Source organism: Marinobacter sp. ST-43 (assembly GCF_030541085.1).
In the GTDB taxonomy this organism is placed as follows: domain Bacteria; phylum Pseudomonadota; class Gammaproteobacteria; order Pseudomonadales; family Oleiphilaceae; genus Marinobacter; species Marinobacter nauticus.
This window is the reverse complement of the sequence record NZ_JASSVO010000001.1, coordinates 511,528-527,576: the sequence shown is the minus strand read 5'-3', so window position 1 is coordinate 527,576 and position 16,049 is coordinate 511,528. Positions and strand designations below refer to the sequence as shown.

At 56.9% G+C, this 16,049-nt stretch carries 13 protein-coding genes; 1 reads left to right on the top strand and 12 read right to left on the bottom strand.

The window, feature by feature from the left end; translation table 11 throughout:
• Positions 1-37: 37 nt before the first annotated feature.
• The 5 genes from QPL98_RS02450 to leuC all read right to left on the bottom strand — a co-directional run bounded on the left by QPL98_RS02450 (position 38) and on the right by leuC (position 7,942).
• Entirely contained in the window at positions 38-3,211 is a 3,174-nt protein-coding gene (locus QPL98_RS02450) for a FimV/HubP family polar landmark protein (RefSeq protein WP_023010107.1), read from the bottom strand.
• A gap of 313 nt (positions 3,212-3,524) precedes the next feature.
• Positions 3,525-4,640 (bottom strand): aspartate-semialdehyde dehydrogenase, encoded by a 1,116-nt coding sequence (gene asd / locus QPL98_RS02445; protein ID WP_031210539.1) that lies wholly within the window; start codon positions 4,638-4,640, stop codon positions 3,525-3,527.
• 126 nt (positions 4,641-4,766) lie between these two features.
• A complete protein-coding gene (gene leuB / locus QPL98_RS02440) occupies positions 4,767-5,840 on the bottom strand; it encodes a 3-isopropylmalate dehydrogenase (protein ID WP_141066939.1) in 1,074 nt (357 codons plus the stop codon).
• Positions 5,841-5,858: 18 nt separating this feature from the next.
• Positions 5,859-6,506 (bottom strand): 3-isopropylmalate dehydratase small subunit, encoded by a 648-nt coding sequence (leuD, locus tag QPL98_RS02435; protein ID WP_286894741.1) that lies wholly within the window; start codon positions 6,504-6,506, stop codon positions 5,859-5,861.
• 17 nt (positions 6,507-6,523) lie between these two features.
• On the bottom strand, positions 6,524-7,942 hold the full coding sequence (leuC, locus tag QPL98_RS02430) for a 3-isopropylmalate dehydratase large subunit (protein WP_023010102.1): 1,419 nt from the start codon (positions 7,940-7,942) through the stop codon (positions 6,524-6,526).
• 512 nt (positions 7,943-8,454) lie between these two features.
• On the opposite strand from leuC, the gene QPL98_RS02425 reads away from it, so the two are divergent.
• The gene (locus QPL98_RS02425) at positions 8,455-9,342 is read left to right on the top strand and encodes a LysR family transcriptional regulator (protein ID WP_303292585.1); all 888 of its coding nucleotides are present in this window, start codon (positions 8,455-8,457) and stop codon (positions 9,340-9,342) included.
• On the opposite strand, the gene QPL98_RS02420 is transcribed toward QPL98_RS02425, so the two are convergent.
• From QPL98_RS02420 to QPL98_RS02390, 7 genes are all read right to left on the bottom strand, one after another.
• The gene (locus QPL98_RS02420) at positions 9,336-10,490 is read right to left on the bottom strand and encodes an MFS transporter (RefSeq protein ID WP_273030051.1); all 1,155 of its coding nucleotides are present in this window, start codon (positions 10,488-10,490) and stop codon (positions 9,336-9,338) included. The genes QPL98_RS02425 and QPL98_RS02420 overlap by 7 nt on opposite strands.
• An 18-nt stretch (positions 10,491-10,508) precedes the next feature.
• On the bottom strand, positions 10,509-11,603 hold the full coding sequence (gene aroC / locus QPL98_RS02415; protein WP_303292583.1) for a chorismate synthase: 1,095 nt from the start codon (positions 11,601-11,603) through the stop codon (positions 10,509-10,511).
• 37 nt (positions 11,604-11,640) lie between these two features.
• Positions 11,641-12,546, bottom strand: coding sequence for a 50S ribosomal protein L3 N(5)-glutamine methyltransferase (gene prmB, locus QPL98_RS02410; RefSeq protein WP_023010098.1), 906 nt, complete (start codon positions 12,544-12,546; stop codon positions 11,641-11,643).
• A gap of 75 nt (positions 12,547-12,621) precedes the next feature.
• A complete protein-coding gene (locus QPL98_RS02405; protein WP_114434037.1) occupies positions 12,622-13,830 on the bottom strand; it encodes a patatin-like phospholipase family protein in 1,209 nt (402 codons plus the stop codon).
• 4 nt (positions 13,831-13,834) lie between these two features.
• The gene (locus QPL98_RS02400; protein WP_114434036.1) at positions 13,835-14,743 is read right to left on the bottom strand and encodes a DUF4892 domain-containing protein; all 909 of its coding nucleotides are present in this window, start codon (positions 14,741-14,743) and stop codon (positions 13,835-13,837) included.
• A complete protein-coding gene (locus QPL98_RS02395) occupies positions 14,736-15,656 on the bottom strand; it encodes an alpha/beta fold hydrolase (RefSeq protein ID WP_114434035.1) in 921 nt (306 codons plus the stop codon). The genes QPL98_RS02400 and QPL98_RS02395 overlap by 8 nt, the downstream gene beginning before the upstream one ends.
• A gap of 12 nt (positions 15,657-15,668) precedes the next feature.
• Positions 15,669-16,019: a PilZ domain-containing protein gene (locus tag QPL98_RS02390; RefSeq protein WP_008171779.1), complete on the bottom strand. Its 351-nt coding sequence runs from the start codon at positions 16,017-16,019 to the stop codon at positions 15,669-15,671.
• Positions 16,020-16,049: the final 30 nt, after the last annotated feature.

The following is a 16,049-nucleotide window of genomic DNA, read 5'->3' as shown; positions in this document are numbered from 1 at the left end:
TGGCCGGCGCTTGCCGCGGTTAGTTGATTATAACGAATCAGGAGAGATTTTTAAGAAGCTCTTGTGCTTCTGCCTTCTGTTCTTCGTTACCCTCAAGAGCAACTTCCTCCAGAATATCCCTGGCACCGTCGCTGTCACCCATTTCGATGTAGGCCCGTGCCAGATCAAGTTTGGTGGCGGCTTCATCGGTACCGGCGAGGAAATCAAAGTCATCCTCGTCGTCCAGAGCGCTCTCATCAATATCCAACCCGCTATCACTGCGAGTGGAGCCTTCATCGAGTGAGTCTGACGCCACAGGCACTACTTCGTCCTCCAGCTCTTCAGGAGCCGGTTCGGCCTCAGCAACCTCTTCTGTCTGCTCCGCCAGCTCTTCCGGATTCTGCTGGTCAACGCCCGGCTCATCAGCCTCGGATTCGCTGAGCGCATCTTCCAGCCCAAGCTCATCTTCCAGGGATGGTTCGTCTTCCTGAGGACCTGCAGGCTCTCCGTTATCAGAGAACTCTTCCATCAGCGCCAGATCTTCATCAGACACATCCAGCTCCAGGTCATCCAGATCAGATTCGCCGAGCTCCAGTTCAGAGGGGTCTTCATCCTCGCCGGCAACCTTATCCAGCTCCGCATCAAGCTCGTCCAGGAAGGACTCGTCAAGCGAATCAGACTCCAGGTCCAGATCCGATACCTCGGTGTCCTCCGGCTTAACTGGCTCTTCTTCCGTCGACTCAAGGTCGTCATCAAGATCGAAGCCCAGCTCAAGATCGTCTTCCTGATCCGAACCGGTACCAGACAGATCCGCCTCAACCGGCGCCGCTTCATCGGCTTCGAAGGAGGGCCCATCTGAACCGGCGAGTGCGTCGTCTTCAAAGGCCGACTCGAAATCCAGACTGAAGTCCTCTTCTTTGGATTCGGAAGTCCCGGCTGCCTCATCCAGACCGGAATCCAGATCAAGTGAAGCGTAATCCGTTTCGGTGGCGGACTCGTCTTCAGACTCCGGTTCTTCACCAATGCCGGACAGATCGTACTCAATCATGTCATCCCGGCCATCGGATTCTTTGCTGACATCGGATTCCAGCTCACCGAACTCGTTTTCATCAGCGGGCTCTGAAGTGGCTTCAAATTCGTCAGCTTTCAGCTCGTCAGAGATATCCCAGTCATCCGAAGCCTGCTCGGTGGCCGGCTCTTGCTCTGGCTGACTGCCGAACGAATCCGAGCGCAGTTGGGATTCAAGGTCGTCGATGCTGGGCATCGCTTCAGCTTCAGCAAGGCGCTCCCGGAGGGATTCAGCTTCCTGGATAGCTGCCTCATCATCCAGCGCTTCAACTTCACGGTACTGCTTTTCAAACGCGTCGCGGTCCTGATTGTCCGCATACACAGACAACAGCTTCAGGCGCAGATCAGTACGGCTGGGCTCACGTGAAATGGCGTTCTCGAGCACCTGGGCTGCCTGATCGTGACGACCGTAAGCAACATAGGTTTCTGCTTCGGCAATGGCATCACCGGCTTCCGCTTCTGCCTCATCCTCATCTTCGAGACTGAGGTCGAACGAATCACCGCCTTCACCTTCATCACTGTTCAACTGGTCGTAGAACTCTTTCTCTCGATTGGCGTTGCGTCGTGCCACGAGCAGCAACAAGAGAAGCAGAAGGATCAGACCACCACCAAGTGCAATCTGATACATCGGGTTGTTCAGGATGCCGTCAATAATATTACCCGGAAACGCCTTCTCAGGGGCCGTTACTGGCTGCTGCGGCTTTGGCTGCTGGGCCTGGGGGACGGCCGCTGGGTCAGGTTCAGATGATGATTCCTGCTCGGTAACGGCAGGCTGCTCTGCCACCACCTCATCCGCAGCGCCCGCGTCGACATCACCACCAAACGGCTCTTCACCTGCAATATCGGCTTCGTCCGGAGCCATGGCGCTATCTTCTTCCGCCATCGCTGTGTCGGCCGATTCACCATCAGCGGCTTCATCAACCTGGCCGTCTGCTACCGGTTCTTCTCCGGTGCCGGCACCCAGATCACCTTCTACAGGTGCTGTCGCCGGGTCAGCGTCAGACTCGGTCACGCCAGTGTCGGTCGGGGCCGGAGACTCTTCTTCCGACACCATACCCTGCATATCCGCAAGCTGGCTGTTCTTCAGTTCCAGCAACCGCTGCAGGGTCTCAACCTGGTCCTGTAGATCCTGGACACGGGTATTGAGTTCGTCATTTTCGCGTTTTGCGGCCTCCAGCTCTTCCATCGCAACTGCGGAACCGGCATCAACACCGCCCGGCAGATCGCCGTCACCACCGGCAGAACCACCGTCTTCGGTAGACCGGGATTCCGATTCATCGGCAACCAGCAGGCGCAACTCATCACCCGCTGCCGCCTGAGTAGCACCCTGTCCTGCCGCAGCCTGGGCGGTATCCGTTGCATCAACGGTTCTCGGAGACTGGAATTCCTGGTTCTGCTGTGCAACTACCCGATTGGCTTCAGCGCGGCTACGGCTCCGAATCTGATCGAGGGAAGGAATCCGCAACACCTCACCACGCTTCAGGCGGTTAATATTCCCACCAATGAACGCGTTAGGATTCTGATCCTGAATCGCGAGCATAACCTGCTGCATGGAAACCGAACCATCCGGACGTACCTGCTGGGCAATGGTCCAGAGTGTGTCGGAGGGCCCTGTCGGACCAAACGTATCTGCCTGATAGCCCCGCGACATGGAGCCTTCTGCTGCCGCCTGACGGCGAACAGATTCCTGGCTGCGCGCCGGCTGCTGTCGGGTGGCTGTCGTGGCCGGAGCACTGACTTGCTCCTCAATACCAGATTCCTCGGCGTAGACCGGAGGATCGACCAGCACGGCATATTCCCGCATCAGGCGACCATTGGGCCAGGTCAGCTCGAGCAGAAAATTCAGATACGGCTCGCGTACTGGCGCCCGGGAGGAAACATTGATGGCCAGGTTGCCATCCGTCCCGGTAACCACTTCAAACCTTAATTGACTCAGAAACTGGTGGCGGTCCAGGCCGACGCGCTCATAGGCGGCCTCCGGTGCCACATTGACGAACACTTCACCGGGATCAACACCGCGACTCTGATTCAGTGATATTTCTGCATCCAGTGGCTCATTCAGCCAGGACTGGAGCTCAATTTCTCCAAGTCCAAGCGCCTGAGCCATTCCAGAGCCGAGCCCTCCCGCCAGCGCCAGGGCAACCGCAAGCTTGCGTACCTTCATGCTTATTCCTTTCCAGTCTCCGTTATTCTTTACTGCCGTATCTCAACAGAATCGGACGAGGTTGGATGACTTTCGCCTTGTTATTTCTCGTTTTTATATCGCAATTATACCGTTCGGTTTGGCAAGTATTGTTGATAAAACCCGTTTTATCAATCAATCAGCTGCAATCCTTGCACCGTTTTTTTATCTATCGGGCGGAACTCCTTAGCGCCCTTGAAAATAACAGGGGCGGACGCTGAAATCAGCCTCCGCCCCTGACCGGCTTGCAAAAAACCGGACACAGTTGGCATTAATTACCGCTGTGTAACACTTTTTAACGTTCCTGAAGGATTCGCAGCATCCGACGCAGCGGTTCTGCGGCACCCCACAGCAACTGGTCACCCACCGTGAAAGCGGAAATATACTCCGGCCCCATGGACAACTTGCGAATACGACCAATCGGAATACTCAACGTGCCGGTCACTTTCGCCGGAGTGAGCTCCTGCATGGTGGCATCGCGATCGTTGGGAATGACTTTCACCCAGTCGTTTGCCTTGGCCAGAATGCCTTCGATTTCGGAAACCGACAGATCTTTCTTCAGCTTGATGGTCAGAGCCTGACTGTGAGAGCGCATGGCGCCAATCCGCACGCAGATACCATCAATAGGAATCGGGTTGTCACTACGACCCAGAATCTTGTTGGTCTCGACGCCCGCTTTCCACTCTTCCTTGCTCATGCCGTTATCGAGCTGCTTGTCGATGAACGGAATCAGACTACCTGCCAACGGCACACCGAAATGCTCGGTGGGGAAATCGCCAGAACGCATGGTGTCGGTTACCTTGCGATCGATTTCGAGGATGGCGGAAGACGGATCAGCCAGCTCAGATTTGACGCTCTCATTCAGCGTACCCATCTGGTTCAACAGTTCCCGCATATTCTGGGCACCAGAGCCGGAAGCGGCCTGGTACGTCATCGGAGACACCCACTCGATCAGATCCTGCTCCAGCAGGCCACCCAGGGCCAGCATCATCAGGCTGACGGTGCAGTTACCGCCGATATAGTCCTTTACGCCCTTGTCCAGAGCCGCGTCGATCACATTACGGTTAACCGGATCCAGCACGATCACAGAGTGATCGACCATACGCAGGGTGGATGCCGCATCAATCCAGTAACCGTCCCAGCCTGCATCACGCAGCTTCTGGTAAACCTCAGTGGTGTAATCGCCGCCCTGACAGGTAACGATCACATCCATCCCCTTGAGGATGTCGATATCGAACGCATCCTGCAGTGGAGGAACACCATCTTTGCCTACGTCCGGAGCCGGCTTCCCTGCCTGGGAAGTGGTAAAAAACACCGGATCAATGTCGGCAAAATCATTTTCTTCGCGCATGCGCTGCATGAGGACCGAGCCCACCATGCCACGCCAACCTACAAGTCCAACTCGCTTCATGTGCGACCTTTGAACCTCGTTTTATGCCCACCCTCTACCGTTATCGCTGGCAGGGACAGGATGGATGATCCCGCAACGGCTGCATCCTGCCGTTGTCGGGTCTCGATCAAGCAAACCAGTGGTGCTTTAAAGCGCGTTCAGAACCGCCTCACCCATGTCGCGGGTGGATACCTTCTGACCGCCTTCCGACATAATGTCGGCGGTACGCAGCCCCTGGTCCAGTACCTTGCTGACCGCCGCCTCGATGGCCTGGGCAGCTTTTTCCTCATTCAGGCTGTAACGCAACATCATTGCAGCACTGAGGATGGTAGCCAGCGGGTTGGCAATGCCCTGCCCGGCAATATCCGGCGCCGAGCCGTGACACGGCTCATACATACCCTGCTTGTCGGAATTCAGTGACGCTGAGGGAAGCATGCCGATAGAACCGGTGAGCATTGCCGCTTCGTCAGAAAGAATATCACCAAACATGTTGCCAGTCACAATCACGTCGAATTGCTTGGGCGCACGGACCAACTGCATGGCCGCGTTATCCACGTACATATGGGAAAGCTCCACGTCCGGGTACTCGCGCTTCAGGTCTTCCATGATTTCCCGCCACAGCACGGTTACTTCCAGCACGTTGGCCTTGTCAACCGAGCACAATTTCTTGCCCCGCTGCTGGGCCGCCTCGAAGGCAACCCGGCCAATACGCCTAATCTCGGACTCGGTGTACTGGTAGGTGTTGTAGCCCTGGCGCTCACCGCTTTCCAGTTCACGCACACCACGAGGCTGACCAAAATAGATACCACCGGTCAGCTCGCGCACGATCAGAATGTCCAGCCCTGAAACCACTTCCGGCTTCAGGGACGAGGCAGACGCCAGCTGAGGATACAGAATGGCCGGACGCAGGTTGGCAAACAGCTCAAGATTGGAACGCAGACCCAGCAGCCCCTTCTCTGGGCGCTTCGCCATCGGCAGGCTGTCCCACTTTGGGCCACCTACGGCCCCCAGCAGGATCGCGTCAGCCTTACGGGCCTTCTCCAGGGTTTCTTCAGGCAGCGGTGTGTCTGTTTCATCAATCGCCGCACCACCAACGAGAGCAGACTCAAAACCAAGACCCAGACCGAACTGGTCATTCACCTTATGCAGAACCTTCTCCGCTTCTGCCACAATCTCCGGACCAATGCCGTCGCCCGGCAGGAGCAATACATTACGGGACATAATCCAATTCCTTGTTAATCAGTTTCCAGTATTAAACAACCAGGGAGCGGTCTTGCGCCGAGATTCTTCATAAGCGCGAATGGTATCCGCATCTTCCAGGGTCACGCCAATGTCGTCCAGACCGTTCAGCAGGCAATGACGACGGAAATCGTCCACCTCAAAACTGAACGACTCGCCACCGGGCGTCGTCACCGTTTTCGATTCGAGATCGACCGTCAGCTGATAGCCTTCATTCTCTTCGGTTTCCCGGAACAGCTTATCAACCACTTTTTCATCTAAAACAATGGGTAAAAGTCCATTCTTAAAGCAGTTGTTGTAGAAAATATCAGCAAAACTCGGAGCAATAATCACCCGGAAACCGAAATCATCCAGCGCCCATGGCGCGTGCTCACGACTCGAACCACAGCCAAAATTGGTCCGCGCCAGCAACACGCTGCCGTTTTTGTAGCGATCCTGGTTCAGCACAAAGTCCGGATTCAGGGGGCGGTTGGAGCAATCCTGATCCGGCTTGCCTTCATCCAGATAACGCAGCTCATCGAACAGGTTCGGGCCAAAGCCGGTGCGCTTGATGGACTTCAAAAACTGCTTGGGAATGATCATGTCCGTGTCCACATTGGAACGGTCCATGGGGGCAACAATGCCCTGGTGTTGCGTAAATGCTCGCATGGTCTCTCTCCTGTGGCTCAGTTCATCAATTCACGGACATCAACGAAGTGGCCAGTCACCGCTGCCGCGGCGGCCATAGCCGGGCTCACCAGGTGAGTCCGCCCACCAAAGCCCTGACGACCTTCGAAGTTCCGGTTGGAGGTAGACGCGCAATGCTCGCCCTGCCCCAACTTGTCGGCGTTCATAGCCAGACACATGGAACAACCCGGATCACGCCACTCCAGACCCGCCTCGATAAAGACCTTGTCGAGACCTTCCTGCTCCGCCTGGGCTTTTACCAGACCGGAACCCGGAACCACCATCGCCTGCTTGAGGCTCGCAGCCACCTTGCGGCCCTTAACCACCGCCGCCGCTTCCCGCAGATCCTCAATCCGGCTATTGGTGCAGGAACCGATAAACACGCGATCCAGCTTGATATCGGTAATCTTCTGATTCGGCTGAAGGCCCATGTACTTCAACGCGCGGACGATTCCCTCGCGCTTAATGAGATCCTCTTCCTTCGCAGGATCCGGCACCGCGCCCTCTACACCAACCACCATCTCCGGCGACGTACCCCAGCTCACCTGAGGCTGAATGGCGGAACCATCAAGCTCAACCACTTTGTCGAACACCGCATCATCGTCGCTGTGGAGCGTGCGCCAGTATTCAACCGCCTTGTCCCAGGTCTCGCCCCTGGGCGAAAACGGACGACCTTTGACATACTCGATGGTGGTGTCATCCACTGCCACCATACCCACCCGGGCACCGGCTTCGATGGACATATTACAAATGGTCATCCGGCCTTCCATGCTCAAATCACGGATCGCCTCGCCACCAAACTCAATGGCATAGCCGGTACCACCAGCGGTGCCGATCTTGCCGATGATCGCCAGAACCACATCCTTGCCGGTCACACCCGCGCCCAGCTTGCCGTTCACCTTTACCAGCATGTTCTTCATCTTCTTCTGGACCAGGCACTGGGTCGCCAGAACATGCTCCACTTCAGACGTGCCGATACCATGAGCCAGACAGCCAAAAGCGCCGTGAGTAGAAGTATGAGAATCACCGCAGACAATGCTCATGCCCGGCAACGTCGCACCCTGCTCCGGCCCAATCACGTGCACGATGCCCTGGCGCTGATCCTTGATCTTGAACTCGAGAATCCCGAATTCGTCACAGTTCTTGTCCAGCGTCTCCACCTGAGTGCGGGACACCGGATCCACAATGCCGTCGATACCTTTGTCACGATCCGTGGTCGGAACGTTATGATCCGGAGTGGCAATATTGGCATCAATCCGCCAAGGCTTGCGGCCAGCCAGACGAAGGCCCTCAAAGGCCTGAGGTGATGTCACTTCGTGCAACAATTGACGATCAATGTAAATCAACGCGGAACCATCGTCCCGCTGCTTGACCAAATGGTCGTCCCACAATTTGTCGTATAAGGTCTTGCCCGCCATGATTCTCTCTCACTCTCTGGGGGTTTCTGTTTCTGCTTCGAATGATGACATCATACCCCTGCGCCACGAATAACCTCAATTCATGTTTTTTATGCTTTGCATTCCCGTAAGGCATATATTTAAATTACCAATGGACGGCGATCAGCTAGAACGAATTCCCCAAGCCTGGTGCCAGGCACAACTGGGCGGAAAGGCTTTTCAAAACACGCCCACGAGTACGTCCCTGTAGGCTCGTTTCGGGCCGTCCATGGCCCTCAACGGTTTTGAAAAGCCTTTCCGCCCAGTCGTGCCCCATGCAATGGTCGGGATTTCCCATAACCAATTAGTCGATCTGCTGTAACCCAAAGTTCGAGTTCCGGCTTGTGGGGCACCTTTCCAAAAATGTCGGAGGCCATGGATGGCCGGAGAGAAGCGCACACGGACGTGCTTGTAGCGGTTTTTGGAAAGGTGCCCCGCAAGCCGGGACCTGCACCAAGGCATCGGAACACTCCGATCAAAGATGGGCACAGAAAATGGACGCAAACTCCTTAAAAGCATTCTTGACCATAGTCGACCAAGGCTCCTTCTCGGAAGCCGCCGAGACCCTGCACCTGACGCAGCCAGCCATCAGCAAACGCCTGGCCGCCCTCGAAACCCAACTAGGCACCCGACTGATCGACCGCAGCAACCGCGAAATCCGTCTGACCGAAGCCGGCACAAGACTCCTCCCCCATGCCCGCAAAATCCTCGACGAAATCCACAACGCCCGCATGGCCCTCACCACCAGCGCCGACAGCATCGGAGGCGAACTCCACGCCATCGCCAGCCACCACATCGGCCTGCACCACCTGCCCAACTGGCTGCGCCGCTACCGCCGGGAATACCCTCAAGTAGATCTGCACCTGCAATTCATGGAATCCGATGCCGCCTACGACCAGATGAACAAACGCAACGCAGAACTGGCCTTTGTGACCCTCAGCGACAGCATGAATCCGGAGTTCTCCATCCTTGCCCAGTGGCCAGACCCAATGGCCTTCGTGGTTGGGAAAGAACACCCTCTCGCAACACTGGCGAGTCCTGAACTTTCTGACCTCGCGCCACACCCGGCGTTGCTACCGGACACCAGTACCGCCACCTACCGGGTGGTCAGCCGTCTGTTTCTGGAAGCCAACCTCACCCTGAGACCCCTGATGCCAACCAACTACCTGGAAACCATCAAAATGATGGTAAGCGTTGGCCTTGGGTGGAGCATTTTGCCGGTTAGCATGCTCGATAACAGCCTGAAAGTGCTTGAAGTGCCCCACCCTGTTACCCGGGTTCTGGGTGCCGTGGCGCTCTCCCGCCGACAACTGGGTAGTGCCGCGCAGGCATTGCTGCAGATAGTAGAAGAGGAAGAAACGCGACCAGAGTCCAGTCAATGATCGTGCTGGAGCTGAGGTGGCGGCTGCAAACCCCGCCAGGTTACGATAATCGCAAGGGCCATCGCGGCGGCACCACCCCAGAACGCCGCGGAGGTACTGAAACCATCCACCAGGAAACCGGATAACCATGCACCGAGCGCCCCGCCGGCGCCAAAGGTCAGGCCACTGTAAAGAGCCTGACCCTGGCCATGATGGTGCTTACCGAAGAAGCCCTGAATGTATTGGACGGATACTGCATGCAATGCGCCGTAAGAAGCCGCATGCAGCAGTTGGGCAAAGATCAGCACCGGCAATACCGACGTAAGCTCGGCAATCAGGCCCCAGCGGATCATCGTCAGCACCAGCGCCCCCAGCACCACCTGCCGTACACTAAAACGCCGGGATAGCCTGTGCATAATCAGAAACAGGCCGATCTCCGCGATGACTCCGAGTGACCACAGTAACCCGATGGCCAGTTTGCCGTATCCATGTTGTTCCAGGTGGATACTGAAGAAGGTGTAGTAGGCACCATGTGATACCTGAAGCAGAAAATTCATCGCGAAAAAAGCGATCACAGCCGGATGGGTGACAATTGCTTTGAGGCTTCCGACAGGTGCAGATTGCTGCTTGCGCTCGCCACGCTCGGAAGGCACCAGAAATGCCGAGACGGCAATCCCTGCAAATACGGGCAATAACAGCCACGGCAAGTACTGAATCTCCACCAGCTCCAGTAGCCCGCCGACCAGAGCCACTGCGCCGATAAATCCTACAGAGCCCCAAAGACGAACCTTGCCGTACTTGTCCCGATGCTTGCCGAGTACCCGCAGGGTAATGACTTCATACAGCGGCAAAATGGCGTTCCAGAAAAAGGTGAACACCAGCATGACCAGCAACAGACCGTAGAATCCGGGTTCCAGAAACACGCCGGCGAAAAACAGCGAGCCGAAAATAGCACCAAATCGTACCAGGCGGACCCGCTGGCCGGTCCGGTCACCGATGTAACCCCAAACGCTGGGTGCGACGATCTTGGTTAGCTGGATGGTCGCCATCAATGTGGCGATCTGGAGATAGGAGTAGCCCTGCCCCTCAAGATAGAGGGACCAATAGGGCAAAAGCCCTCCAAGGAGGGCGAAAAACCAGAAATAGAGGTTCGACAGCCGCCAGTAGATGGTAGCGCCTCCCCTGAATCAGAGCTGGCCGAGGACCGGCGTGGTGACTTCTACATCGCCGTTCTGACCGCGATGACGCAGGTAATGGTCCATCAGGACGATCGCCATCATGGCCTCGGCGATGGGCGTCGCGCGGATACCTACACAGGGGTCGTGCCGACCAGTGGTGATCACCTCCACCGGGTTGCCGTCTACATCAATACCCTTGCCGGGCAACCGCAAGCTTGATGTTGGCTTAAGGGCGATACTGGCAACAATCGGCTGACCGGAGGAAATGCCGCCCAGTACACCACCGGCATTGTTGGAAAGGAAGCCTTCTGGCGTCATCTCATCCCGGTGTTCTGTTCCTTTCTGCTCGATGCAATCAAAACCGGCACCGATCTCCACACCCTTGACCGCGTTGATGCTCATCAGAGCGTGGGCAAGATCGGCATCCAGACGATCGAAAATGGGCTCGCCGAGGCCTGGAGGAACCCCCTCCGCAACGACGTTGATACGGGCGCCAATGGAATCCCCTTCTTTACGCAGGGCGTCCATGTAGGCTTCCATTTCCGCAACCTTGTCTGCATCCGGACAAAAGAACGGATTCTGGTGAACCTGCTCCCAATCCAGCTTGTCTGTCTTGATTGGCCCTAACTGGGAAAGATAACCCCGCACCCGGATCCCCAGACGGTGCTCAAGAAACTTCCGTGCGACCGCACCGGCAGCAACCCGCATGGCGGTTTCCCGCGCGGATGAGCGGCCACCGCCCCGGTAATCCCGGACACCATACTTGTGGTGGTAAGTGTAGTCAGCGTGGGCCGGACGGAACTGGGCAGCAATCTTGGAATAGTCCTTGGAACGCTGGTCGGTGTTTTCGATAATCAGACCAATCGGTGTGCCGGTGGTTTTGCCCTCAAACACACCAGACAGAATCCGAACCTCGTCCGCCTCACGACGCTGGGTCGTATGCCGGGAAGTACCGGGTTTGCGGCGATCCAGGTCCCGCTGCATATCTTCTTCTGACAGCTCCAGGCCCGGAGGGCAACCGTCGATAATGCAGCCCAGGGCCGCGCCGTGACTCTCACCAAAGGTGGTGACGGTGAACAGCTTTCCGAATGTATTTCCCGACATAATTCAGCACTTTATACAGGTTTTGTAATTTACGATCTTAGCTTTTTCGGGCCTGCCATTCACGCAGATCCCGGGCAGTGACCAGGAATACGCCATTGCCGCCGTTCTCGAATTCCAGCCAGGTTAACGGCAAATCCGGGTAGGCATCATCCATGGCACCCCAGGAGTTGCCAACCTCCACAATCAGGAGTCCGTCGTCGGTGAGGTAATCGGCAGCCTGGGCAACTATGCGGTGGGCAATGTCCAGCCCATCGTCTCCGGCGGCCAGGCCCAGTTCGGGCTCATGGTGATACTCGGCCGGCATGTCTGCAAGGTCTTCCGCATCCACATAAGGCGGATTACTGACGATCACGTCGTAGCGACCTTCAATGTTGTCGAAAACATCCGACTGAATCGCGCGTACGCGCCCCTCCAGCCCATGAAGTTCAATATTGGACTCAGCTACGGCGAGGGCATCCGCCGAAATATCAGACAGATCCACTTCCGCCTCGTCAAAAACCGTCGCCGCGCCAATACCGATACAGCCGCTGCCAGTACACAAATCCAGAATTCGTTGAACCTGCGTCGCGCCTAACCAGGGCTGAAGACCGTTCTCCAGCAGTTCGCCAATCGGCGAACGGGGAACCAGAACGCGCTCATCAACGTTGAACGGCATCCCCATAAACCAGGCTTCGCCAAGCAGGTAAGCAATCGGAATACGCTCGTTGACCCGACGCTCTACGCGCTCGAGAATCAGTTCCCGCTCTGAACGGGTCAGTCGCGCATCCAGAAACAGATTGTTGTTTTCCAGCGGCAGATGCAGGCTGCGCAATACCAGCTGAACGGCCTCATCCCAGACGTTATCAGTGCCATGGCCAAAGTAGATTGGCGAAGCCGCAAAACGGGAAACCGTGAACCGAAGCAGGTCACGGATGGAGTGCAGGTCGTCAACGGGACTGGTCAAAACTTAGCTTCCTGGTCTGGCTAATGGTGCGCGGCATTATACGCGCATTGCGGCGCGGGCTGCAGCTCTTGTGGCTCAGAGAGCCAGCGGGCCGGAGCTGCTGCGGCTTTGTTCAAACCGGTCCAGGGCGGCCAACATCCGCTCCCGGCCCAGTTGTATCAGCTCCGGGGCCTTGTGATAGTCGTAGCTTCTGCAGGCATTCTTGGGAATGTTAACCAACAGATCCGGTGGGTAGCCGGCAATCTTGTACTGCACTAACGCGCTTTGCATGGTCTCGATGGTCAGGTTCATTACATCGAATTTGCCAATGCCCAGCTTGTCCCAGTCGATGGTCTCGTGCTCGTCACGATGCCTGGACCGCCCCGATTCGTCTTCACGCTTTTTCTCGGGTGCTGTTTTCTTTGCCATTTCCCGGCTTATTTTCTGTTCCGGCGACTCGCCCCTTTCCGGTTTTCGGGAACCCAGCGTTTTCAGGGTATCCCAATCAAACCAGCGGGACGCCTTTTCGCGAATGGCATCGACCCATTCCTCCATATCGCTACTGGTTTCTTCCGGAGCAAACGCAGCGTCTGGAATGCGCCTTTGTTGATCATCCTCACCGCTCAGGTTAACGGCCATCACCAGATCTGCATGGGCTGAGATGGTGGGAATAATAGGCAATGGATTGAGCAGTGCGCCATCCACCAGTACCCGGCCGTTGAGCACCAGAGGCGTCACCACGCTGGGTATGGCAATGGAGGCGCGGATAGCCTGGTCCAGCGGGCCTTCCTGAAACCAGATTTCCTTGTGGGCCAGAAGATCTGTTGCTACGGCGGTGTAAGCAATGGGCAGATCCTCAATACGCGTATCGCCCAGAATATCCCGCACCACCGAAAAGACTTTCTCTCCACGAATAGCGCCGACGGAAGTGAAGGTCACATCCAGCAACCGCAAGACATCAAACTGGCCGAGCCCGGTCACCCAGTCCTTGTAGTCTTTCATCTTGCCGGCACCGTACATGCCACCGATCAGGGCGCCCATGGAGCAGCCGGAGATGGCAACAATCTCGTACCCCCGCTCCTGCAGGACTTCAATCGCGCCAATATGGGCGTACCCACGCGCCCCACCGCTCCCAAGGGTCAGCGCAACGGTTTTGCCCTTGCCCGGCAACGGCTCCATGCGTTCGGTGCTGGCCGGCGCTGATGCCGGAGAAATGCCAGAACTGCTCACCACCGACGTGACGCCGTCCTGTGCGGCTGCCGTGCTTCCGGAAGTTTCCTTTTCCGGGCTGTCCTTATCTGCCATTTCCCTACCTCTTGATAACCAGAACCTCAACCCGGTTACCCTGCCGGGCCGGGTCATTCATCTGGACGGCCGGCCCAACCGGAACAATGCGTATCTGACTTCCCGATATCCCCGATTTACCCAGCAGCGCGGCCAGGCTTTCCGCCGCAGCGCGAGAGCGCTCCAAAGCCGCTTCGATCGGCTCGTCCTGCTCGAGATCGGTGAACGAGGCCAGCACCACTTCCGCATCATCGCCAGCCCAGTCATTCAGGGTTCGCCGATCATCCGCTGACCACTCAAAACGAAACGTCACTCCGCCGGACCAGGGGATCACCAAAGGCCCCTGAATCGGGCCAGCTCCAATGGTATACCCGGGAATGGCCGCACCGAAACCAACATTCAGATGCTCAACCCAGACATACTCCCTCAGGTTACCTCTTGTCACAGTGTAGACAAGGGTCAGCCATTGCTGTCCGTCCTCAGCCGTTGTCGCCGCAACCAGGTAATCCTGGGTGGCGTCCCGTCCCAGCAGTCGGGATTGCTGGAAAATCTGGTTGGCCCAGACATTACTGCGGCCACAGGCGATGCCGGCACACTCAAACAGAATCTTTGCGCCACCAGCAGACAATTGCTGGAAGTAATGGGCCCTCGCAGCCTGACGTGTGGCGTCACGAGAGATTTCAAACAGCTGACCCTGACCCTGCACCGGCAAGCGAGCCATGGACTCGGAGCGGATTTCATCACGAATTTCCCGAACCGGACTAAAAAGCACCAGGTGGCCAGCAGACTGTATCTCGACCGTGGATTCAAGCGTTGATTGCGGAAAAGGGGCTGGCGCGTCTTCAGGCCACGCCGCCATTGCAGGAATGGACAAACATAACGACATAAGGCCGGCCAGCGCACCGACCATCGAGGAATTACCACGATCAATCATGTAAGAGAAACCTGTTAATCGCTTCGGCAACGGGAGTCACCTCCCCGTCAAGATGACAATGATGCCCACCGGGCACATCGACTGTTTCAAGGTTGGGGACCAGATCGGCACGACTATCGAGCCCGCCGCGGGAAACCAGCAACCCTTCTTCTGCCCTTACGAATAAAGTGGGTGTCTGGATGGCCGACAAAGACGCCCTCACCTGTTCTTCGGTCATCATCAACGGTGTCGGGTGGCGTAAACGGGCATCCGTGCGCCATATAAACCCGCCAGTTTCCGTGCGCATGTTCCTGGGCACCAGCGTTCTTGCCGCCTCGGGGCTCAGGGGGCTCAGCCCGCCCTCACGGATTCGGGCCGCGCTCTGAATATCCGGATAGACCGCCGGAGCAGCCGAACCAGCCCTGCGTTTCTGTAATGCCCGCCGCAACTGAGGGATCGTCTCACGTGCTGGCCGACTGAGCGCGCCCAAACTGTCAATCATCACCAGTCTGCGCACCCGTTCCGGGAATGCGGCGGCGTAAAGTGCGCAGACAATCCCGCCGAGAGAATGCCCCACAAGATCCAGAGGGTAACGTTCGTTTTCAGGAAAATGCCGTTCCACGAGTTCGGAAAGATCGCCGACGTAGTCCATTAGCCAATAGCTGTAACCCGGCGGCCGGTGGCCCGAGTGTCCGTGCCCTGCCATATCCACCGCATGTACCGTGGTGTTCTCGGCCAACAACGGCGCCAGTCGGGCAAAGGACATGGCGTTGTCGAGCCAGCCGTGCAGAAGGATAGCCGGTGGTCGAGAGCTTTCCTCGCTGGAGTTCGGCCAGGTCAGACCCGAAAGAGTTATGTTATCCAGGGGCCAGTGCATTTCATGGCAACCGGCCTGTGGTTCTGGAACGCTACCGGGTAACGAGGTCTCCGTCATTCGGTAGCGGCCTTACATGGTGTGGGTGGGACGATCGGAACTCAGTGAGCCAGCCAGGTAGGATTCAATCTTGGTGCGGGCAGTTTCGTCATCGCCATTGAACTGGACGCCGATGCCTGCGGCCCGGTTTCCCTGAGCGCCCTTGGGGGTAATCCAGATGACCTTGCCAGCAACTGGAATTTTCTCCGGCTCATCCATCAGGTTAAGCAGCAGAAATACCTCATCGCCCAACTGATATTGCTTCTGAGTAGGAATAAACAGGCCTCCCTGACGGATATAGGGCATGTACGCCGCATAGAGAACCGCCTTGTCCTTGATCGTCAGGGTTAGAATACCGCTGCGTGCTCCGAATCCGGGCCCCATATCAAATACCTTTTACGCAAATTTACTGAT

Coding starts and splice junctions, on each gene's coding strand:
- QPL98_RS02390 (WP_008171779.1), bottom strand. CDS start 16,019: ATGGGGCCCGGATTCGGAGCACGCAGCGGTATTCTAACCCTGACGATC.
- QPL98_RS02425 (WP_303292585.1), top strand. CDS start 8,455: ATGGACGCAAACTCCTTAAAAGCATTCTTGACCATAGTCGACCAAGGC.
- leuC (WP_023010102.1), bottom strand. CDS start 7,942: ATGGCGGGCAAGACCTTATACGACAAATTGTGGGACGACCATTTGGTC.
- QPL98_RS02450 (WP_023010107.1), bottom strand. CDS start 3,211: ATGAAGGTACGCAAGCTTGCGGTTGCCCTGGCGCTGGCGGGAGGGCTC.
- QPL98_RS02400 (WP_114434036.1), bottom strand. CDS start 14,743: ATGATTGATCGTGGTAATTCCTCGATGGTCGGTGCGCTGGCCGGCCTT.
- QPL98_RS02395 (WP_114434035.1), bottom strand. CDS start 15,656: ATGACGGAGACCTCGTTACCCGGTAGCGTTCCAGAACCACAGGCCGGT.
- aroC (WP_303292583.1), bottom strand. CDS start 11,603: ATGTCGGGAAATACATTCGGAAAGCTGTTCACCGTCACCACCTTTGGT.
- leuB (WP_141066939.1), bottom strand. CDS start 5,840: ATGTCCCGTAATGTATTGCTCCTGCCGGGCGACGGCATTGGTCCGGAG.
- leuD (WP_286894741.1), bottom strand. CDS start 6,506: ATGCGAGCATTTACGCAACACCAGGGCATTGTTGCCCCCATGGACCGT.
- asd (WP_031210539.1), bottom strand. CDS start 4,640: ATGAAGCGAGTTGGACTTGTAGGTTGGCGTGGCATGGTGGGCTCGGTC.
- QPL98_RS02405 (WP_114434037.1), bottom strand. CDS start 13,830: ATGGCAGATAAGGACAGCCCGGAAAAGGAAACTTCCGGAAGCACGGCA.